The organism is Chromobacterium sp. Ag138, from assembly GCF_055181315.1.
On the sequence record NZ_JBUPWA010000001.1, the window covers coordinates 238,562 to 264,050 of the forward strand.

At 66.4% G+C, this 25,489-nt stretch carries 15 protein-coding genes; 6 read left to right on the forward strand and 9 right to left on the reverse strand.

The genetic code is table 11. The features are described from left to right. Window positions 1-54: 54 nt before the first annotated feature. The gene (locus tag ACY3GB_RS01205; protein ID WP_463087092.1) at window positions 55-384 is read right to left on the reverse strand and encodes a hypothetical protein; all 330 of its coding nucleotides are present in this window, start codon (window positions 382-384) and stop codon (window positions 55-57) included. Between the two features lie 275 nt (window positions 385-659). Between ACY3GB_RS01205 and ACY3GB_RS01210 the strand changes: the two genes are divergently transcribed. Next, complete coding sequence (locus ACY3GB_RS01210; RefSeq protein WP_463087093.1) at window positions 660-2,162, forward strand: alanine/glycine:cation symporter family protein; 1,503 nt, start codon at window positions 660-662, stop codon at window positions 2,160-2,162. Between the two features lie 16 nt (window positions 2,163-2,178). Here ACY3GB_RS01210 and ACY3GB_RS01215 read toward each other — a convergent pair whose 3' ends face one another. Next, on the reverse strand, window positions 2,179-2,637 hold the full coding sequence (locus ACY3GB_RS01215) for a hypothetical protein (protein ID WP_463087094.1): 459 nt from the start codon (window positions 2,635-2,637) through the stop codon (window positions 2,179-2,181). Between the two features lie 121 nt (window positions 2,638-2,758). Here ACY3GB_RS01215 and ACY3GB_RS01220 point away from each other — a divergent pair, with 121 nt between their 5' ends. Beyond that, window positions 2,759-4,369 carry an MAC/perforin domain-containing protein gene (locus tag ACY3GB_RS01220; RefSeq protein WP_463087095.1) on the forward strand — a complete coding sequence of 537 codons (1,611 nt, stop codon included), beginning with the start codon at window positions 2,759-2,761 and terminating at the stop codon, window positions 4,367-4,369. A gap of 81 nt (window positions 4,370-4,450) precedes the next feature. Here ACY3GB_RS01220 and ACY3GB_RS01225 read toward each other — a convergent pair whose 3' ends face one another. Next, a complete protein-coding gene (locus tag ACY3GB_RS01225) occupies window positions 4,451-6,496 on the reverse strand; it encodes a TonB-dependent receptor (protein ID WP_463087096.1) in 2,046 nt (681 codons plus the stop codon). A 250-nt stretch (window positions 6,497-6,746) separates the two neighbouring features. Between ACY3GB_RS01225 and fes the strand changes: the two genes are divergently transcribed. The 3 genes from fes to ACY3GB_RS01240 all read left to right on the forward strand — a co-directional run bounded on the left by fes (window position 6,747) and on the right by ACY3GB_RS01240 (window position 16,940). Beyond that, the gene (gene fes / locus ACY3GB_RS01230) at window positions 6,747-8,066 is read left to right on the forward strand and encodes an enterochelin esterase (protein ID WP_463087097.1); all 1,320 of its coding nucleotides are present in this window, start codon (window positions 6,747-6,749) and stop codon (window positions 8,064-8,066) included. Between the two features lie 71 nt (window positions 8,067-8,137). Then, window positions 8,138-8,350 carry an MbtH family protein gene (locus ACY3GB_RS01235; RefSeq protein WP_463087098.1) on the forward strand — a complete coding sequence of 71 codons (213 nt, stop codon included), beginning with the start codon at window positions 8,138-8,140 and terminating at the stop codon, window positions 8,348-8,350. A 103-nt stretch (window positions 8,351-8,453) separates the two neighbouring features. Continuing rightward, entirely contained in the window at window positions 8,454-16,940 is an 8,487-nt protein-coding gene (locus ACY3GB_RS01240) for an amino acid adenylation domain-containing protein (RefSeq protein ID WP_463087099.1), read from the forward strand. Between the two features lie 66 nt (window positions 16,941-17,006). Here the strand turns inward: ACY3GB_RS01240 and ACY3GB_RS01245 are convergent, their stop codons facing one another. The 3 genes from ACY3GB_RS01245 to fepD are packed head-to-tail and all read right to left on the reverse strand — an operon-like array spanning window position 17,007 to window position 19,863. Next, complete coding sequence (locus tag ACY3GB_RS01245) at window positions 17,007-17,846, reverse strand: ABC transporter ATP-binding protein (protein WP_463087100.1); 840 nt, start codon at window positions 17,844-17,846, stop codon at window positions 17,007-17,009. Continuing rightward, entirely contained in the window at window positions 17,843-18,886 is a 1,044-nt protein-coding gene (gene fepG, locus ACY3GB_RS01250) for an iron-enterobactin ABC transporter permease (protein WP_463087101.1), read from the reverse strand. The genes ACY3GB_RS01245 and fepG overlap by 4 nt, the downstream gene beginning before the upstream one ends. After that, the gene (gene fepD / locus ACY3GB_RS01255; protein WP_463087102.1) at window positions 18,883-19,863 is read right to left on the reverse strand and encodes a Fe(3+)-siderophore ABC transporter permease; all 981 of its coding nucleotides are present in this window, start codon (window positions 19,861-19,863) and stop codon (window positions 18,883-18,885) included. Before fepD ends, fepG begins: the two co-directional genes overlap by 4 nt. A gap of 178 nt (window positions 19,864-20,041) precedes the next feature. Between fepD and entS the strand changes: the two genes are divergently transcribed. Then, a complete protein-coding gene (entS, locus tag ACY3GB_RS01260; protein WP_463087103.1) occupies window positions 20,042-21,316 on the forward strand; it encodes an enterobactin transporter EntS in 1,275 nt (424 codons plus the stop codon). 151 nt (window positions 21,317-21,467) lie between these two features. Here entS and ACY3GB_RS01265 read toward each other — a convergent pair whose 3' ends face one another. From ACY3GB_RS01265 to ACY3GB_RS01275, 3 genes are all read right to left on the reverse strand, one after another. Continuing rightward, entirely contained in the window at window positions 21,468-22,484 is a 1,017-nt protein-coding gene (locus ACY3GB_RS01265) for a hypothetical protein (RefSeq protein WP_463087104.1), read from the reverse strand. Next, entirely contained in the window at window positions 22,481-24,049 is a 1,569-nt protein-coding gene (locus ACY3GB_RS01270) for a hypothetical protein (protein WP_463087105.1), read from the reverse strand. Before ACY3GB_RS01270 ends, ACY3GB_RS01265 begins: the two co-directional genes overlap by 4 nt. Beyond that, on the reverse strand, window positions 24,049-25,489 hold a 1,441-nt coding region (locus tag ACY3GB_RS01275), incomplete at its 5' end, for a DUF2345 domain-containing protein (protein WP_463087106.1). The genes ACY3GB_RS01275 and ACY3GB_RS01270, both read right to left, overlap by 1 nt.

The following is a 25,489-nucleotide window of genomic DNA, read 5'->3' on the forward strand; positions in this document are numbered from 1 at the left end:
ATGCGTCGGCTCGCTCCATGGACGCTGGCGGAGGCCGGACGTGAGGCCGTTCGCTCAGCCCGGGTCCAGCCGGCACGTCTTGCCGGTGCCGGCGAAACCGCCGTACAGCTTCATCTGGTCCGGCGTCTTGCGTGAAATGTAGAAGCTGTCCGGCAGCGATTTGCCGGCCAGCGGCTTGGGCCAGGTCAGCAGGCCTTTCTCGTCCATATATCCCTTGAAGGTCTCGCCGCCGCGGAATACCTCCACCGTCTGGCTGCGGCGGTCGAAGCTGAACCGAATCTGATCGTCGCAGTGGTAGCTGGCCTGGATGCGTTGCGGCGGCTGGCAGCCGCCGAGCGCGGCCAGCAGCAGGCAGGCGGCGGACAGACGGAAGGGGATGGACATGGCTTGAAGCTTTCTACTGGGAGAACCGGAGGCACACTATACCATGCGCGGGCGTGCGGTTCCGGCTTGGGCCTGGCGCGGGGTCGCCGATCCATCCGGCGGATTGTCCGGCACCAGGGCGGCGATATTTATTTAGGGTATTTACTTTATTTTTACAGTAAACCATCTGGAAACATTCAGGCTTTGACCATTATCTTGCGGGTTCCAGTCGGACAATCGGCAGCAGGAATATAAAAACACGCCGATTGCATACCTTCGCTTACAAAGGAGAACCCATGGAGGAGTTGGTCAACGCCATCAACGGCGTGGTCTGGAGTCCGGCACTGATTTACCTGTGTCTGGGCGTGGGCCTGTATTTCTCGCTGCGCACCCGTTTTCTGCAACTGAGGCATTTCAAGGAAATGCTGCGCCTGATGTTCAACCGCCAGAGCAGCAGCGCAGGGGTGTCGTCGTTCCAGGCGCTGGCGATGACGCTGGCGGGGAGGGTGGGCACCGGCAATATCGCCGGGGTGGCCACCGCCATCACCTTCGGCGGGCCGGGCGCGATGTTCTGGATGTGGCTGGTGGCCTTTCTGGGCGCCAGCTCCGCTTTTGTCGAATCGACGCTGGGCCAGGTGTACAAGGAAAAAATAGACGGCCAGTACCGCGGTGGTCCGGCCTTCTACATCGAGAAGGGCCTGGGCATGAAGTGGTATGCCTGGCTGTTCGCCATCACCACGGTGGTGGCCACCGGTGTGATGTTGCCCGGCATCCAGGCCAATTCCATCGCCAATTCGATGCAGTCGGCATTCGGCATCGCGCCCACGGTGACGGCAGCCGTGCTGGCCATCATGCTGGGCTTCATCATCTTCGGCGGCGTCAAGCGCATCGCGGTGTTCGCCGGCGCGGTGGTGCCCTTCATGGCGCTGGGCTACATCATCGTCGCCTGCGTGTTGATCGCCCTCAACATCGAGCAATTGCCGGGCGTGGTGGCGCTGATCTTCAAGAGCGCCTTCGGTTTTGAGGCGGGAATGGGCGCGGTGCTGGGCTTCGCCATCCAGTGGGGCGTGAAGCGCGGCATCTATTCCAACGAGGCCGGCCAGGGCACCGGTCCGCACGCGTCCAGCGCCGCGGTGGTCAGCCATCCGGCCAAGCAGGGCTTGGTGCAGGCGTTCTCGGTGTACATCGACACCCTGTTCGTCTGTTCCGCCACCGCCTTCATGCTGCTGATCACCGGCCAGTACAATGTCCAGGGGCCGGACGGCGCGGCGCTGTACACCGGCATCGCCGGCGTGGCGGCGGGGCCGGGCTATGTGCAGACCGCGATGGAAAGCATCATGCCGGGCTTCGGCTCGGTGTTCGTCGCGCTGGCGCTGTTCTTCTTCGCCTTCACCACCATCATCGCCTACTACTACATCGCCGAGACCAACGTCGCCTTCATCAACCGCAAGGCGCGGCGGCCGTGGCTGGTGTTCGCGCTGAAGGTGGGCCTGATGGCGGCCACCGTCTACGGCACGGTGAAAACCGCCGATCTGGCCTGGGGCCTGGGCGACATCGGCGTCGGTCTGATGGCCTGGCTGAACATCATCGCCATCATCCTGATGCAGAAGCCGGCGCTGGCCTGCCTGCGCGATTACGAGGCGCAGAAGGCGCAAGGCGTGGATCCGGTGTTCCACCCGGAAAAGCTGGGCATCGCCAACGCCGCCTATTGGGCAGGCCGCCGCGCCGAGAGCAATCTGGACGAGGAGTCGAGCGGCCCGCCGCCCGGAGGCAAGCCGGAACCGGCCAAAGCCGGTTGATTCACGCGACGCCCGCTCACGCGGGCGTTTTTGCGTCGTCATGGCATTCGGGCATGGGGTTTGCTTTTATTTCCCGCAGATCCACTCCGCGAATGAGACCATGGACCCGTCCGCCCCCTTGAGGCTGTTGCTGGTCAACGGTTCGCGTCGGCTTCCTGCCGCTGGCGGTCGCTTGCTGCAGCGGCTGTTGGATGGCGAGTTGTGGCAGGGGCCGCGGCTTGCCGCGTTTTCCCCCGGCGGGAAGCGCGCCGCCAAGCGGGACCGCATCGTGTGTCAATGCAAGCAGGTAGGCGAGGCCGCCATTTTGGACAGGCTGCGGCAGGGGCAGGACTTGGCGGAGTTGAAAGCCGAGTTGGGCTGCGGAACTGTTTGCGGAACCGGCGCGGCGGCCTTGGCGCGGATGGCGGCCGGGCTTGCGCGAAACGCTTAACGGGAGGATGCGCGGCAGGAAGGCGGCTGCGGGGTCTTGTTCCAACGCAAATGAGTTCCGTATTTTTACTGACCGGAGGTCCAGAGGCAGTGCCTGGGGATGCGCGCTATATATCTAGCGGCGTTGTGAAAATGCCATTCGATTATAGCGTTAAGAAAGGAATTCCATGGCATCCGCAGCAAATGCAGGTCAGCTTGGCAACCTCCCCGGCGTTACCTCCATGGGCATGGGCTATGACGTGAATGGTTTGTACGCCAGCCCGGAAAGCCTGCTCGGCCAACCCCTGTTCGATTTCGGCGGCGAGCTGGACAGCATCGAAATCGAGGGCCGCAGCTACACCTTTCCCCGCATCATGCATGTACACACCTATTTCCATTCCGACTTCAAACAGGATGTCAGCAAGGAAATCGAAGAGTATCGGGAAAAGATGAGCCAGCATGTGGGCGTGTCCGGCCGCTACAAGCTGTTCAGCGCCTCGCTCAATGTGGATTTCTCCACTACTGACCAGAAATTGACCGAGATATCCTACAGCTCGACGCGGGAAGCCCACGTATTGTGGTACATCAACCTGCCGGGCGCCGCCATGCTGCGCGCCATGCTGCGCCGAGACTTCCGCGAAGATCTGAACAATCCGAAGATGCCGGCGATGGAGCTGTTCCGCCGCTACGGCGCTTATTACGTGTCCGAGGCCGCGGTGGGCGGCCGCCTGGACTACAGCGCGGCGACCAAGACGCTGAAGCTGGATAGCAGCCAATCCTTGTCCACGTCCGCCGAGCTGTCGTACAAGGCGCTGGTGGGCGAGATCAAGGTCGAGCACGGCTCGGAGATGGAAAAGCAGATCAACCGCTTCCGCAGCAGCTCTACCATCCGGCTGACCGCCACCGGCGGCAAGCCGGGACTGACCGACCGCATTCTGCATGGCCCGGACTCTCAGCAGGCGTTCTCGCAGTGGGCGGAATCGCTGCTCGACTATGCGACGCTGATGGACTTCGCCAGCGAAAGCCTGCGTCCGATCTGGGAATTGGCGGATTCGGCCGAGCGAAGGGCCGAACTGGAAGACGGCTTCCCTGAATTCATGAAGAAGTCGCAGGAGCCGATCGCCAAGGTAGACAAGGTGCTGCTGATGGATACCAGGCCGCCGATGGTGAAGGCCGGGGACGACAGCGGCTCCGGGGCGTCGGAGGATCTGGCGGTGTTCAACCCCAGCGCCTCCAACGGCTACAAAATGGTGGGGCAGTTCGGCCAGCGCAACCACTCCAGCGTGGCCGACGGCAATACGCCCATCTTCAAGGATCTGTTCGACCTGGGCGTGCTGAAGGCGCCGGTGGGCTGGCAGCGGGTGTGGGATGACGCCGGCTCCAGCAAGGCCAAGGATTACGCGTGCTGGCGCGCCATTCCGCCGCAAGGCTACCGCGCGCTGGGCGACGTGATGATGCTGGCCACCAGCGGCTACACGCCGCCCAACCTGCCCGACTATGTCTGCGTGCATGAAAGCCTGTGCGCCGATGTGCAGACGCTGCAGGGCCGGATCTGGAAAGACAAGGGCAGCAATGCCCGCAAGGATGTCGCACTGTGGCAGACCGGCGCGGCGAATACCGTGGGCTCGTCTTGCTTCGTCGGCGTGCCCAACTACAACGATCCGCCGACTTCGTCCGACATCGCCCGCCTGCGCGGCAGCATCGCATGCGTGAAGACGAGCGCGATCGCGTCCACGCAGGAAATGAAGTCCATGCTCAGTCAGCACCAGGGCATGGAAGCGATGATGGCCAAGCTGTGATCCGGGTCTGACCGGGCAAAAAACAAGGCTGCCGAATGGCAGCCTTGTTTTGTTCCATCGTCTGCGTCAGCCAGGACCGGATCAGTTGAAGCGGTAGTCCACCGTCACGCCTACCGTGCGCGGCGCGCCGATCACCCCCAGATTGTTGCCCCGGGCCGGAATCTGGGCGTAAAGCACGCCTTGGTTGGTCAGGTTGTTGACGTAGGCGCGCACTCCCCAGCGGGCATCCTCGTAACCGGCGTTCAGGTTGGCCACCATGTAGTCGCCGGCGGTGCGGGTCGGATCATTGGTGATGTCCGAATAGTAGGATCCGACACGGTTCAGGCTGCCGCCAATATAGAAGTTTCGCGGCAGGCGCTGCTTGAAGCCCAAGTTGACGGTCAGGTGCGGCGCGTAGTTGAACTGATTGCCCTGGATGCCGGGATTGGCGATGTCGGTGCCGGTCACCTTGGTGTTCAACAGGCCGATGCCGGCGCTGAGGGTCAGCCTCGGAGTGACCCGCGCTTTGCTTTCCAGTTCCAGACCGTAGCTTTGCCCTTCCGGGATATTGGTGAAGCGCGACCCCAGAATGGCCTGGTAGCCGGTGTATTGGTTGAAGAAGGCGTTGGCGTTGAGGCTGACGCGCTCCTCCAGAAAGGTGGAGCGGCTGCTCAGCTCGTAGGTTGTGACCTGCTCCTTGTTGAAGGTGTAGTACTTGTTGTCGTTGTCCAGGCCGGACCCGCCGGCGTTGTAGCCTTTGCGCGCGGACAGGCCCAGGGTGGTGGATGGGCTGTATTTGTAGCTCAGGCCGGCCTTGGGCAGGAACAAGGTTTCGCCGAGGTCATAGCTGGCTTGAGCTTCGTAGCTCTGTCCGGGACCCAGCGTGGTGTTGCGCCGTTGCATCTCGCGTTCCGCGCGGCCGCCCAGGTTGAGGCTCCATTTGTCGTCTAGCGCCAGCGTGGCTTCGCCGTAAAACGCCTCGGTCTTGAGGCGATCCTTGGCCGCTACGCGCGGAGAGGCGTTCATGTCCTGGTCGCGGTCGTAGTAATAGACGCCGACCAAGCCGCTCAGCCAGCCATCCCGCGGCGCGTAGGCCAGGCGGGCCTCGGCGGTGTTGCCCTTCTCGTCCAGCCTCATGCTGAACGCGGGCGTGTCGGAATCTTTGAACGCGCTGATGTTGTCGGCGTGGCCGAGCAGCAGGCTGGCGCTCCAGGCGTCATTGATCTGGTATCGCAGATCGGCGCTGACGGTGTTGTTGAACGAGTCCTGATAGCGCGCTTCGGTCGACAGGCGGTGATACTGGTAGTCGAAGTAGTTGCCGTCGACATAGTTCAGGTATTCGCCCTTGTTCTTGCGGTGCGACACCGTCAGCTTGGCGGTGAAGCCCGGCAGCGCGCTGGGCTTCCACAGCAGCTTGCCGCGGAAGCTGCTGTTTTTCACTTCGGACGCGTCCCAAGGCATGGCGCCCGGGTAATCGATGTAGCTGTGGCCGTTCAGGCCTTCGGCGGCGACGCGGAAGGCCAGCTCGTCGGTGATCGGACCGGAGATCATGCCGGCCAGCGTCACTTTGCCGTCTTTGTCTTCATAGCCGGCGCGCAGCGCGCCTTCCCAGTCGAAAGTCGGGTCCTTGGTGTTGACCACGATGGCGCCGGCCATGGTATTGCGGCCCTGGGTGGTGGACTGCGGGCCGCGCAGCACTTCTATCTGTTCCACGTCCCATGGGCTGGCGTCGACGTAGCGCTGGCCGTTCCAGCTTTCCGACAGGCCGTCCACGGTGGTGCTGACGCGCGGGCGGGAGCCGGAGACCAGCGTGTTGTAGCCGGTGCCGGGGCCGGTGCCTTCCACGCCGCGGATATTGATGATGCCGGCGCCGTTGGCCGTGGCGTTGGGGGTGGAGGCTGCCGCGTCATAGACCGATTTGATCTCGCCGGCGCCCGCGTCGCGCAGCACCGATACTGCGGTGGTGGTGTCTTTCAGCGAGCGGTTGATCTTCTCGCCGGTGACGGTCACGGTAGGCAGGGCGGCGTCTTGTTGGTCGGCCGGTGCCGCCAGCGCGGAGTGGGGCAGCGCCATGCCTCCCAGGCAGGCCAGGGCCAGCAGGGTGGCGTGGGCCAGGGCGTCGCGCTTGCGGTGCGGGAGTTTTTCCATCGTTCCAGATTCCTCATTGTGGTTATTGTCAGATTGACCGGTGGCGGTTCTGCGGCGTCGTCTGGCTGGCGAGGAATCGTTGGCTAATGCGGCGGACGGAACTGTGGGGCCGGTGCTGACCCGTTGAGATCGTTGCGATCAGTAGATACGAATGATAATATTTATCATTAACAATATGCAATAACTCAACGCGAAATGAATTGGCCGGTGCGGCCTATTCGTTGCGCGGCCTGGATTGGTGGAGAGCATTGTGGAATGGAATCAAGTGGCTGTGGAAAGCGCGGCTTGGCTGCGGCACCCGGAAGCGGGCGAGCCGCAATGGTGGGACCGGCTGGCCGCCACGGGTGCGCCGCTGCGCGAGAGGCTGCCGGACGGGCGCGTATGCGTGACTTTCCTGTGGCGCGACCCGGCAGGCGGTCCTGCCACCTCGTCCACCGTCCGCGTATACGCCGACGTCAACTCCGTCACCGACCACCACAGCCCGCAGCCGCAATCGCTGTCCCGCCTGGGCGATACCGACGTCTGGTGGTGGCAGGCCGTGTTGCCGGCTGACTGGCGCGGCAGCTATGCCTATATCCCGGTAGCGGCCGGGCAGACGCCTCCCGTGCCCGGCGACGATATCCGCCAGAACCGGCTGCGCCATCGCGAATGGTGGCTGAGCATCATGGACCAGGCCATCGCCGATCCGCTCAACCCCGCCGCCGGCTACCACAGCAGCTGGGGCGCCAGCTTGTCGCCGCTGCATCTGCCCGACGCTCCGGACCAGTCCGCTTGGACCGCCTGGGACAAAACCGGGCAGGGAGCGGACCCGCGTCGCCTGGCGGAGATCCGCTGGGACAGCGCCATGCTGGGCAAGGCGCGCCGGATCTGGATCTACCACACCGGCGCGGTTCCTGTCGGACAATGGGCTGAGCGGCCGCTGGCCATCCTGCTGGACGGGCAGCATTGGGCGCAGCGCCTGCCGGTGTTCGCCGCTTTGGACGAGGACACCCGCCGCGGCCGTTTGCCGCCCGCGGTGTATGTGCTGATCGACAGCATCGACGGCCGTAACCGCGAGGAAGACCTGCCGTGCAACGCCGAATTCTGGCTGGCGCTGCAAAAGGAGCTGCTGCCGCAGGCGGCGCTGATCGCGCCGTTCCGCCACCGGGGAGACCGCACCGTGGTGGCCGGGCAGAGCTATGGCGGCCTGGGGGCGATGTTCGCCGGCCTCAACTGGCCGGACCGTTTCGGCTGCGTGCTCAGCCAGTCCGGCTCGTTCTGGTGGCCGCATGTGGAATTGCATGAAAAGGTGCGCGCGGCGAGCGCCCGCCGCCTGCCGGGTAGCAAGGGCCGGCTGACCGAGCGGCTGGAGGCCGGCGAGATGCCGTCCGGACGGCTGCGCGTGTTCCTAGAGGTGGGCAGCCGCGAGGAGGTGATGGTGGACGTCAACGACAGCCACCGCGCGGCGCTGGAGCGCGCCGGGCACGACGTGCATTATCAGGTGTTCGAAGGCGGGCACGACTGGCTGTGCTGGCGCGGCGGTTTGTTGCAAGGGTTGGGCTGTCTGTGGCGGCCCTGGGCCGCTCCCTAAAACAAACCAGAATCGACCGAAGGCGGGCCAGGCCCGCCTGCAGGCCGGCTCGCCTTGCTGGAGTGTTCGCCATGAGCATGGAGCAAACCAACCCTTTCGATGATGAAAGCCTTTCCTTTTTCGTCCTGGTAAACCATCAGGACCAGCACAGCCTGTGGCCGTCGCCGCTGCCGACGCCGGCGGGCTGGCGCGCCGTATTCGGCCCGGCCGGCCGCGCCGCGTGCGTTTCCTATCTCGACGCCAACTGGACCGATATCCGGCCGCGCGCGCTGCGCAGCGGCTGAGGCCGCCGTTTCCTCATCTTCGCATCGTCCCGCCCATGCCGCAGGCCTGGGCGCGGCCGGCTGTGCGCCGGCCGTTCCGATTACCCGCATCCGGGGAAGCATCGTGTTGACCATTGAAACCAAACCCTCCGCCGTCGAGCGCGAGCTGCCGCTGTTCGGCTCGCAGCTGGGCATCTGGCTAGCGGACCAGATCGCCGAACAAAAGAACACCTACGCCGTCGCCCACTGCGTAGCACTGGACGGCGCGATAGACGCCGAGCGGCTGCGCCAGTCCATCCGTTTGGGCCTCGCGGAGGCCGACACTGTCGTCGCCCAGTACCTGGAAACGCCGGACGGCCCGGAGCAGCGGCTGCGGCACGGACTGCGCGCCGAGGATCTGCCTCTGCCCGACATTCATGACCTGAGTGCCGAAGCCGATCCGGAGGAGAGGGCGCGCCAATGGATGGGCGACGACCTGGCCGCCGCTCAGCCGGCCGACGGCGAGCGTCCGCTGTATCTGCACCGCCTGTTCAAGCTGGCTGGCGGCGCGGGCGAGCGCTGGTTCTGGTATCAGCGCTACCACCATGTCTGCGTCGATGGCTACAGCTTCGCCGCGCTGACCCGCCGCATCGCCGACCTCTACCAGGCGCTGGGCCGCGGCGAAGCGCCGTCGCCGTCGCCGTTCATCTCTTTTGCCGATGTCGCGGCCGAGCGCGACGCCTACCTGGCCAGCCCCCGCTGCGAGGAAGACCGCGCCTTCTGGCGCGACTACGCCGCCGCGTTGCCGTCGCCGTCCACCTTGTCGGCGCGCGATGCGCTGGCCGGAGACGGCGCGGCCAATGTCGACGTGCTGCGCCGGCGTTTTGAAATCGCCGGAGGAGCGGCGGCGCCGCAGGCCATGGCGGCCGTTTTCGCCTACCTGGCCAGGATGAGCGGCAAGAGCCGGGTGGCGATGGGCATGCCTTTCATGCGGCGCATGGGGTCGGCGGCGCTGCGGGCCGTGGGCCCGGTGGTCAACGTGCTGCCGGTGGCGCTGGATATCGACGATGGCGACGATCTGGCTGCGCTCGCGCGGCGCTTGGCCGACGAATTGAAACAGGTGCGCCGCCACGAGCGCTACGACGCCGAGCAGATCCAGCGCGACAGCGGCATGGTCGGCTCCAACCGCGCCTTGTACGGCGCGACGCTGAACCTGAAGATCTACGACCAGTCGCTGCGGCTGGGCGAGGTGGCGGGGGTCACGCTGCCGCTGGCGGTGGGGCCGATCGACGACATCGAATTCGGCCTCTGGCAACAGGGCGAGAGCTTGGTGGTGGAGCTGAGCGCCAATCCGGCGCGCTATGACGCGGCGGAGCTGGAATGGCATGCGTGGCGGCTGCGCGGCTTCATCGCCGTGCTGGCCGCCGGCGCTGCCGTCGGCGACGCGCCCTTGCATAGCGCCGCGGAGAAGGCCGCGTTGGACGAGTGGTCGCGGGGGCCGCGCGTCAACGCGCCGGCCGGCGTGCGCACCGCGCTGGATGTGTTCCTGGCCAGCGCCGCGCAATACGCAAACGAAACCGCGCTGGTCTGCGGCGAGGAGAGGCTGAGCTACGGCGAGCTGTCGGCGCGCGTGGCGCAGCTGGGGCGCGAGCTGCTCGCGCGCGGCATAGGCGACGGTAGCGTGGTCGGCGTTGCCGTGCCGCGCAGCGCCGATACCGTGGTGGCGATACTGGGCACGCTGGCGGCCGGCGCCGCCTTCCTGCCGCTGGACCTCGATTACCCGCCCGAGCGGTTGGCGCTGATGTGCGAGGACGCCGCGCCGGCCTTGCTTCTGACCCGCTCCGACGTCCGCGGCCGGCTGCCGGCTTTGCCGGCGCTGTGCCTGGACGAAGGCGAGGTCCGCGCGCGCTTGGCCGCCCGCGACGCGCGGCCGTTGGACGACGCGGAACGGCTGCGTCCGCTGGATGGCGGCCGGCTGGCCTACATGATCTACACCTCCGGCTCCACCGGAAAGCCAAAGGGCGTGATGATCGCCCATGCCAGCTTCCTCAACCTGCTGCTGAGCCAGCAGAGCGGCTTGTTCGGCGACTTCGTCCGCGACCGCGGCCGCCGCGTGCGCACGATGCAGACCGCCTCGCTGTCCTTCGACGGCGCGCTGGAGCAGCTGTTCTGGCTGTTCATGGGCCAGGAAGTGCATCTGTGCGACGAGGAGCTGCGCCGCGACGCGCAGCAACTGGTCGAACTAGCGCGCCGCGAGCGCATCGACGAGATGGACGTGCCGCCGTCGCTGCTGCGGCAGATGCTGGACTGCGGCCTGATGGACGACGGTCACTGGCAGCCTGGCATGGTGATGGTGGGCGGCGAAGCGGTGCCGCCGGCGCTGTGGAAGGCGATGCGCGGCTACAAGCAGCTGCACTTCCATAATTTCTATGGCCCGACCGAATACACCATTTCGGCGCTGGGCGCGCCGGGCAGCATCGCCGAAGAGCCGGTGGTGGGCCGGCCGGTGGCCAATACCCGCGCGCTGGTGTTGGACGCCGCGCTGCGCCCGGTGGCCATAGGCGTGGCCGGCGAGCTCTACTTGGCCGGCGCCGGCCTAGGCCTCGGCTATCTGAACCGCCCGTCCTTGACCGCGGCACGCTTCGTCGCCAGCCCCTTCGGCGACGGCGAACTGATGTACCGCACCGGCGACCTGGCGCGCTGGAACGCCCACGGCCAGCTGGACTTCATCGGCCGCGTCGACCACCAGGTCAAGGTGCGCGGCTTCCGCATCGAGATGGGCGAGGTCGAGCACGCGCTGGCCAGCCTGCCAGGCGTGAACGCCGCGGTGGTGCTGGCCGAGACGGTGGGCGGCAGCCATCGGCTTATCGCCTATTGCACGATGGCCGACGCCGGCCGCCACGAAGAGGCCGGCCTGTCCGCCGCCCTGCTGGCGAAAGTGGCCGAGACGCTGCCCGACTACATGGTGCCGTCGGCGCTGGCGGTGCTGCCGGAGTGGCCGGTCAACATCAACGGCAAGATAGAGCGCAAGGCGCTGCCGGCGATCCGGCCGCAGAGCGCCGCTGCAGGACGCGAGCCGGCCAGCGAGGCCGAGCGCCTGCTGTGCGCGGCGGTGGCGCGGGTGCTGAACCTGGGGCAGGCCGGCCCCGACGACGACTTCTTCCTGTTGGGCGGCGACAGCATCTCGGCGATGAGCCTGGGCACCGAGCTGCGCCGCGCCGGCTTCCTGCTGCGCCCGCGCGACGTGTTCGCCAAACGCACGCCGGCCGGCATGGCGGCGGCGCTGCAGCACCTGAGCGCCGCCAATCCGGTGGTCGACGACAAGGCTGGCCCGCTGGGCAAGCTGCCCATCGTCAGCTGGTTCGCCGAGCAATACGGCATGGCCAGCCGCTTCGTCCAGGGCGTGTGGCTGAAGGCGCCGGCGGCGCTGGGCGCCGAACACCTGGCCGCCGGCCTGCTGGCCTTGCAGCGCGCCCACCCGGCATTGCGCAGCCGCGCCGCCGACGGCCAACTGTATCTGGACGCCGTGCCGTCCGCATTGGACGCGCGGGTACTGATCGAGGCCGCGCCGGAGGCGACGCCGGACAGCCTGTTCGAAACCGCCTGCGCGCGGCTGAACCCGGAAAACGGCTTGATGTTGCAGGCGGCGCTGCGGAGTGGGGCCGACGGCAAGCATGTGCTGCTGGCCGTTCATCACCTGGCGGTCGACGGCGTGTCTTGGCGCGCGCTGCTGCCCGAACTGCAGTCCGCCTGCGAGGCGGCGATGGCCGGCCAGGCCGTCCAGCTGCCGCGCGAGGACTTCGGCCTGCGCGAGTGGGCGAAGACGCTGGCGGCCCAGGTTCCGGCGCGCCGCGGCGAGCTGGCGATGTGGCGCGGCATGCTGGCCGGAAAAGCCGACACGCTGAGCGCCAAGGCGCTGGACGCGGCCCGCGACCGCCACGAGACGGCCCGCCGCCGCCGCGCGCTGCTCGGCGAGGCGGCCAGCGCGGCGTTGCTGCAAAAGCTGCCGAACGCCTGCCGCGCGACGGTGGAGGAAATCCTGCTGGCGGCGCTGCTGCTGGCTTGCCGCGGCGAATTCGACGCGCCGCGCTTGCGCGTGGGTTTGGAGTCGCATGGCCGCTACGCCAGCGACGACGGCATACATCTGGGCCGCACAGTAGGCTGGCTGACCGCCGAATATCCGGCGTTGTTCGACCTGTCGGCCAGGGCGGCCGGCGACGCGGCCGCCCTGGCGGCGCTGCGCGCGGTCAAGCGCGTGATGCGGGCGCTGCCTGACCACGGCCTGGGCTACGGCGTGCTGCGTTATCTGGACGATGAGCATGGCCCAGCGCTGGGCGCGCTGGAGGCGCAGAACCGCCCGGCGCTGCTGTTCAACTACCTGGGCCGCTTCCAGGCCGGGGATGGCGAATGGACGCCGCTGGCCGCCGGCGGCCGCTTCGCCGACGCCTTCGCCGTCGACATCGATCCGGCCTTGCCGCTGCAATACGGGCTGGAGGCCAATGTCTTCGTCGACGAGTCCGGCGCCGCGCCGCGCGTGGCGGTCAACTGGACCTGGGCCGACGCGCTGTTCGGCGCCGACGCCATCGAACGTCTGGGACAGCGGATGGACGGCGCCATCGCCGCGCTGGTTCGTCTCGCCGAACGCGATCCGCTGGCCGCGGCCGACACGCTGGTGGCCGCTGAGACGCTGGGTACCGGCGGCGCGCCGTTGTCCGACGCTGAGCTGGCGGCGCTCTGCGCCCGCCACGGCAGTCTGGCCGCCGCGCTGCCGCTGCTGCCGTTGCAGCAGGGCCTGCTGTTCCACGCCCAGCTGGGCGAGGCGGCCGGCAAGTACAACTCCATCACCCGCGTCACTTTCGAAGGCCCGCTGGGCAGCGACAGGCTGCGCGCGGCGCTGGCCGCGGTATTGCGCCGCCATCCGCAGCTGGCCGCCGGTTTCGACAGCGAGGCCCAGGCCGAGCCGCTGCAACTGCTGCCGCTGGTTCTGCCGGAATGGCCGTGGCGCGAGCTGGAGCTGGCCGCGGCGGCCGACGAGGCGCAGGCCTTGCAGGCGCTGGAGCGTGAGGAGCTGAACCGCGACTTTACCGTCGGCGGCCCCGGCGACGGCCCGCTGCTGCAGGCCACGCTGGCGCGCCACGGCCAACTGTCCACGCTGTTCCTGACCGCGCATCATTTGGTTGTCGATGGCTGGTCCACGCCCATCCTGCTGCGCGATCTGCTGGCCGCCTACGGCGACGGGCCGGACACGCTGCCGGCTATCCGCGTCGACTACCCCAGCGTGGTCCGCGCGCTGGCCGCGCGCGACCTGACGCCGGCGCGGCAGCTGTGGCTGCAGACGCTGGACGGCGTCAAGCCAACGCTGCTGTTCGGCCAGCAGACGGCCGCGCCGGAAGTGCGGGAATTCGAGCTGGTGCTGCCGCAAGCGCTGGAAGACGCGCTGACCGAGCGCTGCCGCGAACGCGGCTTGACCCTGAACACCGCGATGCAGGGCATGTGGGGCGCGTTGCTGTCGGTGCTGACCGGCCGCAACGACGTGGTGTTCGGCTCGCCGGTGTCGGGCCGCTTCAGCCCGGTGGACGGCGTGGGCGAGCATATCGGCCTGTTCAGCAACACCATTCCGGTGCGGGTGGTTCTGCGGCCGGACGCGCCGCTGTGGGAACAGCTTGCCGATTTGCAGGCGCGGCAGATCCGTCTGCTGGAGCACGACGGGCTGGGCCTCGGCGAAATCCAGCGCCTGGCCGGCGCGGCCACGCTGTTCGACACGCTGCTGGTGGTGGAGAACTACCCGGATCAGGACATGCAGTCGCGCGACTACCATTGCGCGCGAATCGCCGGGCTGCGCAACCGCGGCCATACCCATTATCCGCTGACGGTGCTGGCGTTGCCGGGCGACCGGCTGCGCCTGCTGATCGAGTACCGCGACCTGGTCAAGGATCCGGGACAACTGGCCGAGCGCATGTTGTCGCTGCTCGAGCATCTGGCTTATCAACCGGAGCTGCCGTGGTCGGTCTTTAATCCGCTGACCGGCGCCGAGCGCGAACTGATCGAACAGGTCAACGCCACCGCCGCAGTCATTCCTGAAACCACGCTGCCGTCGCTGCTGGCTATCCAGGCCGCCAGGACGCCGGACGCGCCGGCCTTACTGGATGAGACGCACGCGCTCGGCTACGCCGAAACCCGCGCCCAGGTAGCGCATCTGGCCGGCCGGCTGGGGGAGGCCGGCGTCAAACCGGGCGATATCGTCGCCGTGGCGCTGCCGCGCTCGGCGCACCTGAGCCTGGCGCTGATGGCGGCGCAGGAGGCCGGCGCTGCCTATCTGCCGCTGGACACCGGCTATCCGGACGAGCGGCTGGCCTATATGGTGGCCGACGCCAAGCCGGCGCTGATCGTCACTTGCGCCGAGCTGGCCGCGCGCTTCGCTGTGATGGGCGAGCTGTTGCTGCAGGATGAGTTGGCGGCCGAGCCGCAGGCCTTCGACGCGCCGGCGCTGACGCCGGACCACGCCGCCTATTTGTTGTACACCTCGGGCTCCACCGGCCGGCCCAAGGGCGTGCTGGTTTCGCACCGCGCCATCGTCAACCGCCTGTTGTGGATGCAGCACGAGTACGGCCTGGGCGCGGACGACGTGGTGCTGCAGAAAACGCCTTGCAGCTTCGACGTGTCGGTGTGGGAATTCTTCTGGCCGCTGATCGTCGGCGCGCGGCTGTTCATGGCGCCGCCGGACGCGCACCGCGACCCGGAGGCGCTGCTGGAGTTGATCGCCGCGCGCGGCGTCACCACCTTGCACTTCGTGCCGTCCATGCTGGCGGCGCTGCTGGCGCACATGCGGGGCGACGCGGCGGCGCGCTCGGCCCAGGCGGCCGGCCTGCGCCGGGTGTTCTGCAGCGGGGAGGCGCTGTCGCGCGAACTGGCCGACGGCTGCGCCGGCCTGATAGACGCGCCGCTGCACAATCTGTACGGCCCGACCGAGGCGGCGGTGGACGTCAGCTACCAGCCGGCGGCCAAGCCGGCGCCGGAAGCGGCCAGCGTGCCGATCGGCCTGCCGGTGTGGAACACCGCGCTGCGGATACTGGACGCCGCGCTGCGGCCGGTGCCGGTCGGCGCGCCGGGCGAGCTGTATCTGTGCGGCGCGCAGTTGGCGCACGGCTATCTGGGCCGGCCGGACCTGACCGCCGGCCGCTTCGTCGCCGACCCGTACGCCGATGGCGAGCGGATGTACCGCACCGGCGACATCGCGCGCTGGCTGCCGGACGGCGCCGTCGAGTACCTGGGCCGCAGCGACGACCAGCTGAAGATACGCGGCCAGCGCGTCGAGCTGGGCGAGATCGAGGCGGCGCTGCTCTCGCAGCCGGGCGTGGCCCGCGCCGTGGTCCACGCCCGCGCGCTGGGCGGCCAGGCGGCCCACGCCGCCGGGGCCGACAACCGCCAGCTGGTCGGCTATGTGATCGCGTCCGATCCGGACCATCCGCCCGAGGCCGACGCGCTGCGGGCGGCATTGGCCAAGGCGCTGCCGGCGCACATGGTGCCGGTGGCGGTGATGCGGCTGGCGGACTTCCCGCTCAGCGCCAACGGCAAGCTGGACCGCAAGGCGCTGCCGGAGCCGTCGGCTGCGGCGCCGACAGAAGGCCGCGAGCCGCGGCCGGGCCTGGAAAGCCGCATCGCCGCGCTATTCGCCGAGACGCTGGAGAGCGACGCGGTGCGCGCCGACGACGACTTCTTCGCGCTGGGCGGCCACTCGCTGCTGGCGATGCGGCTGGCGGCCGCGCTGCGCCGCGAACTGAAGCTGCCGGTGTCGGTCGGCCAGATCATGAGCTCGCCGACGGTGGCCAAGCTGGCGGCGGTGCTGTCCGACGCCGGCCTGGCGTCCGACCGGGCATTGGCCGGCTTCGGCGAGGTGTTGCCGCTGCGCGCCGGCAAGGGGAGGCCGCTGTTCTGCATCCACCCGGCTTCCGGCTTCGCTTGGCAGTACAGCGGCCTGTCGCGCCATCTGCGCCCCGGCCTCGCGCTGGTGGGCCTGCAGTCGCCGCGTCCGGACGGCGCCATCGCGGGCTGCGCCGACATGGACGAGGTGTGCGAACGCCATCTGGCCAATCTGCGCCGAATCCAGCCGCAAGGGCCGTACCATTTGATCGGTTATTCGCTGGGCGGCACGGTGGCGCAGGCCATGGCGGCCAGGCTGCGGCAGCAGGGCGAGGAGGTGGCCTTCCTGGGCCTGCTCGACACCTATCCGCCGGAGGGCCAGGACTGGAACGGCCCGACCGAGGACGAGGCCAAGGCCGAAGTGGCGCGCGAGCAGGAGCAGTTCATGTCCGCCACGGAAGATGCCGCCGACGCCTTCATGCTGCGCGAGAAGACCGAGATGTTCGGCCACATCGTCGCCAACTACCAGGACGCGGTGCGTTTGCTGTCGCAGGCGCGCACGCCGCGCTACGACGGCGCGGCCACGCTGTTCGTCGCCCGCCGCACCCTGCCCGAAGGCATGGATGTGCGCGAGACCTGGCGGCCGCACCTAGCCGGCCTGACCGTGCACGAGCTCGATTGCGCGCACGAGGACATCGTGTCGCCGCAGTCGCTGGAGGCGCTGGGCCCGTTGCTGGACGGCATCCTGAAGGAGGTGAACAGCCTGGGGTAATCGATCCCGGCAAATGAAAATGGCCCTGCGAGGGGCCATTTTTCATGGCGGGACGGCAAGGCAAACTCAGCGCGGAATCACCATCGGCGTATGGCTGACCGGGTCTTCGATGATCAGGCAGGGCAGGCCGAACACCTGCTCGATCAGCTCGGCGTTGACGATGCGGGACGGCGCGCCCTCGGCGACGATGCAGCCGTCCTTCATCGCGATCAAGTGGGTGGCGTAGCGGCAGGCGTGGTTGATGTCGTGCAGCACCGCCACCAGCGTGCGGCCGCCGTCGCGGTTCAGCCGGCGGAACAGCTCCAAGAGCTCGATCTGGTGGGCGACGTCCAGATAGGTGGTGGGTTCGTCCAGCAGCAGCAGCGGCGTCTGCTGGGCCAGGGCCATCGCCACCCAGGCGCGCTGGCGCTGGCCGCCGGACAACTCGTCGACCAGCCGGTCGGCCAGCTCGGCGGTGCCGGTGGCTTTCAGCGCCTCGCTGACCGCGTTCTCGTCGTCGCGGCTCCATTGCCGCAGCAGGCCCTGGTGCGGGTAGCGGCCGCGCGCCACCAAGTCGGCGACGGTGATGCCGTCCGGCGCGACGGCGCTTTGCGGCAGCAGGCCCAATTGGCGCGCCACCGCCTTGGCCGGCTGGCTGTGGATGTCGCGGCCGTCCAGCCGCACCTGGCCGTCCAGCGGCTTCAGCAGGCGGCTGAGGCTGCGCAGCAATGTCGATTTGCCGCAGCCGTTGGGACCGATGACGACGGTGAAGGAGCCGTCGGGTATCCGCAGGTTCAGCCGCTCGCAAATCGTCCGTTGGCGGTAACCCAGGCGCAGGCCGTCGCCGGATAGTCGCGGCAGGCCGGACGCGGGCAGGGCGGCGTCGAGTGCCGCGGCGGGGTTGAGCTTGAAGGACAGGGTGGTCACGATTTCGCGCCTCCGGTTTGGCGCAGCAGCAGCCACAGCAAGTAAAGGCCGCCGATGCAGATGGTGACGACGCCAACCGGCAGTTGGCGCGGGTAGAACAGGTGCTGGGCGGCGTAATCCGCCGCCAGCAGCAGCAGCGCGCCGGTCCAGGCGGCGGTGAGCGGGCTGGTGGCGCGCGCGCGCTGCAGCCGCTGGGCGATCTGCGGCGCGGCCAGCGCGATGAAGGCGATGGGGCCGGCGGCCGCGGTGGCGGAAGCGATCAGCGCCACGCCCAGGCCCATCAGCGTCAGCCGGGTGCGCTCGGCCGGCACGCCCAGCGCATTGGCGCTGTCGTCGCCCATTTCCAAGAGCCGCATCCGCGGCTTCAACGTCAGCGCCGCCAGCATCGCCAGCAGGCAGAACAGCGCCGACGGCAGGCCCTTGCTCCAGGTGATGCCGTTCAGCGTGCCGGCGCCCCAGATCGCGGCGCTCATCGCCGACTCCAGGCTGGCGTTGATCAGCAGCCTGTTGTTGAGCGCGCTCAGCATGGCGCTGACGGCGATGCCGACGATGATCAGCCGGAGCCCGTGCGCGCCGCTCCGCCAGGCCAGCAGGTAAACCAGCGCGGCGGAGGCGAGGCCGCCGGCCAGCGCCCCGCCGGCGATCTGGAAATGGCTGCCGCCTATGGTGGTGATCACCAGCAGCGCGCCGGTGTAAGCGCCGGTGTTGAAACCCACCACGTCCGGGCTGCCCAAGGGATTGCGCAGCAGTGACTGGAAGATCGCGCCGCTCATGCCCAGCGCCGCGCCGATGATCAGCGCCATCGCCACGCGCGGCAGCCGCCATTGCTGCACCACGGCCACGTTCAGCCGGCTACCCTGGCCTTGCAACGCCGCCCACACTTGCTCGACGCTCAGATGCAGGGCGCCTGCGCGCAAGCTCAGCAGCGCCAGCGCGGCGGAGGCCGCCATCAGCAGCAGCGCCGGCCATAGCCGGCCCGGCTTGATGCGAAGATTGAAGCGGCCGTCTGGATCGCCCAGCCGCAGATGCGCCGTTTTCATGCCTTGCCTCCCGCGCCGCCGTGGCTGCGCGCCAGCCAGATCAACGCCGGCGCGCCGATGAAGGCGGTGACGATGGATACCCGCAGCTCGCCCGGCGTCAGCAAGCGGCCGGCGATGTCGGACGACAGCAGCAGTATCGGCGCCAGCAGCGCGGTGAACGGCAGGCTCCAACGCAGGTCGGCGCCGCCCAGCCGGCGCGCGACGTGGGGAATCATCAGGCCGACGAAGCCTATCGGCCCGGCGACGGCGGTGCTGGCGCCGGCCAGCAGGGTGACGGCGGCCACCGTTCCGCCCTGGATCAGCAGCGGCCGGCCGCCCAGGCTGAGCGCCAGGTCGTTGCCCAGGCCCATCGCGTTCAATGGGCGGGCCAGCAGTAGCGCCAGCAGGCCGCCGGCCAGGATGACGGGCGCGGCCAGGCCGACGGCGGCCATGTCGCGCACGTCCAGCGTGCCGGCGTTCCAGTAGCGCAGCCGGTTGAAGGCGATGGGATCGAGCAGGGTAATGGCGGCGCACAGACCCATCAGCACCGCGCCGACCGCCACGCCGGCCAGCACGATGCGCAGCGGATCGGCGCGGCGGCCGCGCGCGCCCACGGCGTAGACCAGCAGCGTCGCGCACAGCGCGCCTGCCGCCGCGCAGGCCATGTAGCCGCCTTGGCTGTCCACGGCGAGGAAGGCGACGCCCAGCACCATCGCGAAGCTGGCGCCGGCGTTGACGCCGAGTATGCCGGGATCGGCCAGCGGATTGCGGGTCAGCGCCTGGATCAGCGCGCCGGACAAGCCCAGCGCCGCGCCGGCCAGCAGGCCCAGCAGCGTGCGCGGCAGCCGGCCTTGCAATACGACCACGCTGTCCGGCCCGGCGGCGTGGCCCAGCAGGCTGTCCCAGACGGTGGCGAGCGGAATCGGCTTGGCGCCCAGCGCCAGGCTCAGCACGGATACGACGGCCAGCAGCGTCAGGCAGGCGAGCAAGAGCGTCATCCGTCGGCGCGTGGCCGCATGAGGGCGAGTAGGCATGATTAAATGAAAATGATTCCTAATACGAATCTGCAATGTTACCATGCAAACTCCATGAAGAAACCACGCCGCGGCGTGACGCCGTCAATTTTTTCCGCGCGCGGCCACTGCGCCGCACTTCTCGAACCACTGCGTTGATAACATGAAACAATCGCCCATCTTCGTCGACTTCAGCCTGCTCAGGCTCAATCCGCATTTCCGCTCCATCTTCATCGCCCGGATGATCTCGGTGTTCGCTTTCGGCATCCTGATGGTGGCGGTGCCGGTGCAGATCCATCAACTCACCGGCTCCACGCTGCAGGTGGGCGCGGCGATGGCGCTGGACGGCATCGGCATGTTCGCTGGCCTGATGTGCGGCGGCGTGCTGGCCGACCGCATGGACCGCCGCCGGCTGATCCTGCTGGGCCGGACTTCTTGCGGCCTGGGCTTCCTGGCGCTGGCCTTGAACGGCTTCATGACCAACCCGTCGGTGACGGCTCTGTACGTGGTGTCCACCTGGGACGGCTTCTTCAGCGGCATCGGCATCACCTCGCTGATGGCGTCGATTCCGGTCATCGTTGGCCGGGAGAATCTGCCCGCCGCCGGCGCGCTGAGCATGTTGACGGTGCGCTTCGGCGCGGTGCTGTCGCCGCTCTTGGGTGGCTTGATCATCACCGCCGCCGGCGTCAACTGGAACTACCTGCTGGCCGGCATCGGCACCTTGGCCACGCTGATTCCGCTGACCCGACTGCCATCGCTGAAGCCGCAAAACGCCGAGCCTTCGCACCCGCTGCGGTCCTTGATGGAAGGCTTTGAATTCCTGTGGCAGAACAAGGTGGTCGGCGCGGTGGTAGCGGTGGGCACGCTGCAGACGCTGCTGAGCGCGGTGCGGGTGCTGTACCCGTCGCTGGCCGAGGATGGCTACGGCGGCGGCGCGTTCGAAGTGGGACTGATGTATTCGGCGGTGCCGCTGGGCGCGATGCTGGGCGCTTTCACCAGCGGCTGGGTGGGCGGGTTGAGCCGCCCCGGCGCGATGATGCTGGCCTGCGTGACGGCCTCGTCGCTGGCCATCGCCTCCCTGGGCGCTTTCACCCACCTGGCTTACGGCTTGGCGGCACTGGTGGTGCTGGGCTATCTGGGCTCCATCGCCTCGCTGCTGCAGTTCACCCTGGTGCAGGGCCAGACGCCGGACCATCTGCTGGGCCGCGTCAACAGCCTGTGGAACGCGCAGGACGTGGTGGGCGACAGCCTGGGCGCGCTGGGTCTGGGCGCGCTGGCGCGGGCATTGGCGCCGCTGATGGCGGTGGCCTGGTTCGGCGCGGGCGCGGCGGCGGCGGGTTTGCTGATGTGCGTGGGCTTTGGTTCCTTGCGCCGCCTTTCCGGCGGCAAGCCGGAGCAGGCCGAAGGCGAGCCGGCGGAGCAGGCGGCGGGGTCTTGAGCCTCGTGCGTCGAAGCATGAAAAAAGCGGACTTCGGTCCGCTTTTTCATTTTGAGGCCACTCGTGCCTTTTGGCGATCAGTGTAGTGGTTATCTGATGGACTGTCCCTGCATGATAGGATCGTTTAGATCAAGCCTGGATGCATTGTAATTCAAACGGATTTCTGGTTTTCATCCCAATACCAGATCGTTGCGCCGTAACGAGAGCCCGCAATGTCGGGCATGGTGTCTCCTTGGGAGAAGTGCTGGCGGCTATCCTCTCGGGCCAAGGTCCACCAGTAGCCCGTGCGTGGGCAAGGCTGCTTGGCTTCTATGCGGCCACGCTGTATCGGTTTGCTGATAGGATCACTTACTAATACCAATGGGTGCCAAATGGCCTCTTCCATGGCGCTGATAGCCTCTTCAGAGGTATAAGCATCAAGGTCAGGCTCCTCACCCATCTCGCGAAGATAATTGACGATGTTCTCGTCCACTTGTTTTTCTAAATGGAAGCGGAATAAGGGGGGCATTAATCTTCCTTGCTGGGCAAACTCAATATGCAGATGCTCCAGTCCTTCGTTCAGCACTTGCTGAGGTACCCACACGCCATTGCGGGGACAGACATCCCCTGTTTTGCAACTGAGTGAGTAATCAACCTCATATTTGGGATACTGCTCTGGAAAGGGAATCAAGCCGAGAGACTGCCAGAAGTCCAGCGCATCTGAAGCTCCTTTGGAAAACCCTTCATTCCGGCCGACGCAATTGGTTTGGTCATCCGCCCACAACTTGCCACGCCAATAGACGTTGCCCAGCGCTTGCGCGCCCACGCCGCAAAGGCGGGACATGTGCTCAAGCGCCATATTCCATGCCCGGTCTTCGTCCGGGGTGCGCCAACCATAAATGTTCTGTTCCGCCAAGCCCCTGAAGTCGCGATTGGTATCCGACAACTGGCCATACATCGGCATGTAGTCGCCATAGCGCACAAATTCGATGCGACGGCGGATTTCCTCTGCATGGTTCAGATAGCGCGATACCCAGCCATCCAGATTGCCGATGCCATGGCCGTCGTGCTTGGTCAGCAAGCGATTGAATAGATCGGCAAAGTCCTCGGTTGCCTGGGCGCACGCTTCGTAGTAGTGAATGGAAGTAACGTAGTTCAAAAACCACGCTTCACGGTTGATGTCTCTCATGGCTTATCCAAATGCTTAGGAATCTCGATAATGATGCGCGCGGCTTCATTTGCGGTCCAGTCGCTGAAGCCCCAGTTGGTCGGGTACGGCCCCTTGATATGGGGATCGTTGATCGTGTCGCGCAGCCCGACCTTGACCTCTTCACCCAGCACGTCCTTGAAGTTGACGCGGCTATCGATGCGCCCCCCCGAGCTTACCGCTTCGCCCGTGGCCGGATCGATGTTCGGCAAGGTCTTCTTGAAGGTATCGCCTTGTGGGTAGAACAGGATTTGTTCTCCTCCGCCGGGCAAGTGGTACGGGCAACCATCGATTTGCTGTGATGCAGCAGGCCCCTTCCAACCGTGCACCATTTCTCCAGGTTTCAGCTCATACATTACGTATTGGCCATTCTGGTTCCAATGCGGCCACACTGCCAGCTTTTCACGCCACTCGGCTCGGGTTTTGAGCTGATGGAAGGTTTCTTCGCTGACCCAAAAACTACCACCTCCAGCACTTGTAGGGTCAACGACGCGGTATAGCTTTGCCGGTCCCTTGATGGTGGCTGGCGATATCTTGCCCTTTTCAAATGTTTGAATTTGCCCTGCGGATAGTTCCGGGAAAATACGACCCTTTTGTCGCTCGGAAACCGTAAAAGCCTTCAATTCGATAGCCTTAGCTTGTGCTACAGCTTCTTCGGGGGCAGGGTGTGGAAGTACGCCATTCTTGGTTCTCCTCACCCACTTTGGCGGATCCTTCTCAATCAGCATCACTGAACTCTTCTGAGACATCGGTGAAATCCAACCACGGTTTACGGTGCGGCTGTCGACAATCAGCGCATGATCTTCTAGCCGCTTGCCGGCAGTTTTCAACAAGGTTTTCAGTGGTTGCAACGCAGACTCCATGCCGTCGAGCACGGGCTTGCGAACCTTATTCAAAATGACCAGAAATTCATCAATCTGATCTGCAGCACGGGCGGGAACGATACCGTGGATACGCTTCAGCAAGATTTGCAGCTGTTCCGAGGCTTCTGCGAAGGCTTTTTTCAACTTAGTGGCATCGATTCTGTCGGCTTGCTTGACCAACTCTGTACCGGCAAAACGTATCAGGTTGGGCACATTGCCATCAGTAGCCCAGCGAACCAGTCGCGAGTCCCGCAGAAACTCGATGATTTTAGGCAAAGCGGCATCCACAGCCTTCGTAGTCGCCTGAGCCAGTTTCATGGCATTGGATAAATCTGCCGCATCCTTGACGAAACGGCGCAGATAGACAAATAGGATACGCACCAAGCCCTTTGCCACAGTGCCCACATCGGGAATCAGGCCAACCACCGCCAGCGCGATGAATAGCAGAATCAGTTTGTCTTTGGGATTCTTGTAGAACTTGATCAGGTTGGCCACTAGATCTCGCAGGGTAGTTGCTACACCCACACCCGGGATCAGCGAGATGACCATGTCGGTTCCCACTTGACCAATACTGCGATCCTCCTCGAAATCCCCTTTCAGCGTTCCCCATATCCACATACCAATTCCGGTGTCTTCCGGTTTCTGACTCCCCCGGACCACGCTCCACGCATCTTGAGCCGACATCAAACAATCCCCGTCTTATTCTGTACCGCATACTGGGCGGCTTCTTTCTCGATCTCGCCGTGACTACTCGCCATCAGCGCGTCCAAACTGCTTTCATGCAGCGGATCTTTGGCAGCGGGGTCGTTGTGATAAACCACCCGACCACTACCTAATGGAATCTTCTCTTCGCGCGCATGGCCATCGCCATCCAATTTGCCTTGCCGCTGGGTGCCATCCGGCAAATGCAGGGTGTACGCCACGCCGGCCATAGCCTTGCCTTTGTAACCATCCAGGTCCAACTCAAGCCAATTCTTCGAATCTTGCTGGGGCAGGTTCGGTAGTGGTGGAGTCATGCTGGCGGGACCACTCAGCTCATGACTGGCCCCTTTGACACTAACTGTGCCAGGGCAATGCACTTCGATGTTGCCGCCGGCAATGCGGATATAAGCCCCGCCGGCCGTCATGAGAATTTCCTGCTTGGCGTTAACGATGATCCGATCTTTGCATGAGGTGATCGTAACGTCCTTATCCGCCGTCAGCTCCATCGCGTCGCTCTGCGCCTGCACCTGCACCTTCCCCTTCGCCGCGATCAGCTTCAGCGCCACCTTGTCCTTCACTCCTGTTACGAACAGGCTGATGTGCTGGCCCACGTTGTGCAGCCAGCGCCGTCCTGTCGCGTGGTTGGCGTCGCGCTGGGCGATGAGGTTCAGGTTGGTTCCGGCGGTGACGGTTTGGCTTTGCTCGGTCAGGGAGGCGATGCCGGCCGGGCCGGACAGCACCAGCAGCGGCTGCTGGCCGGCTTGGTCCTTGGCGGTTTTGCCGTCCTTGTCGGTATTCGATCCGGCTTCCCAGGCTTTCAGCGCGTCGACGTGGTGCTGCAGGTGGCCGTCTGGTTTCTTGCCAGCCTTGGCGTTGTCCGGGCCGATCTCGTCGGGGCCGGTTTCCATGCTGTCGGCCAGCTGGCCGCTGGCGGTTTCGGCCAGCGCTTGGGAGAGGCTGAGGGCCGAGTCGAGCTGGCTCTGCGCGTGTTCGCGCGTCAGTTGTTTGCCGGATGCGCCGTTCTGCGCCTCGGTGGTGAGCAGCAGGCCGTGGGCGGCGCGGATGGCGCCGTGGTGGTCGGTGCGCAGTTCGAAGCCGTCGCCGCGCGGCTGGGCCTTGCCGTTGCTGCGCGGGTGGGCGAGGTAGCCCTGGTTGAGCTGGGTCTTGCCCGGTTCGCTGGATAGCTTGGCGCGCACTTCGCCGGGGGTGTCGTCGAACAGCAGCTCGTTGTAGCCGCCGCCCTGGTGTTCTTTGCTCTTGATGCCGGACAGGGTCTTGTTGGCGGGGAGCGAACCGGCGCCGCTGAAGTCGGGCGTCGGGTGGCTGCCGTTGTACAGCACGCCGGTGATCACCGGCCGGTCGATGTCGCCTTCGATGAAGTCGACCAGCACTTCCTGGCCGAGGCGCGGGATGAACTGGTGG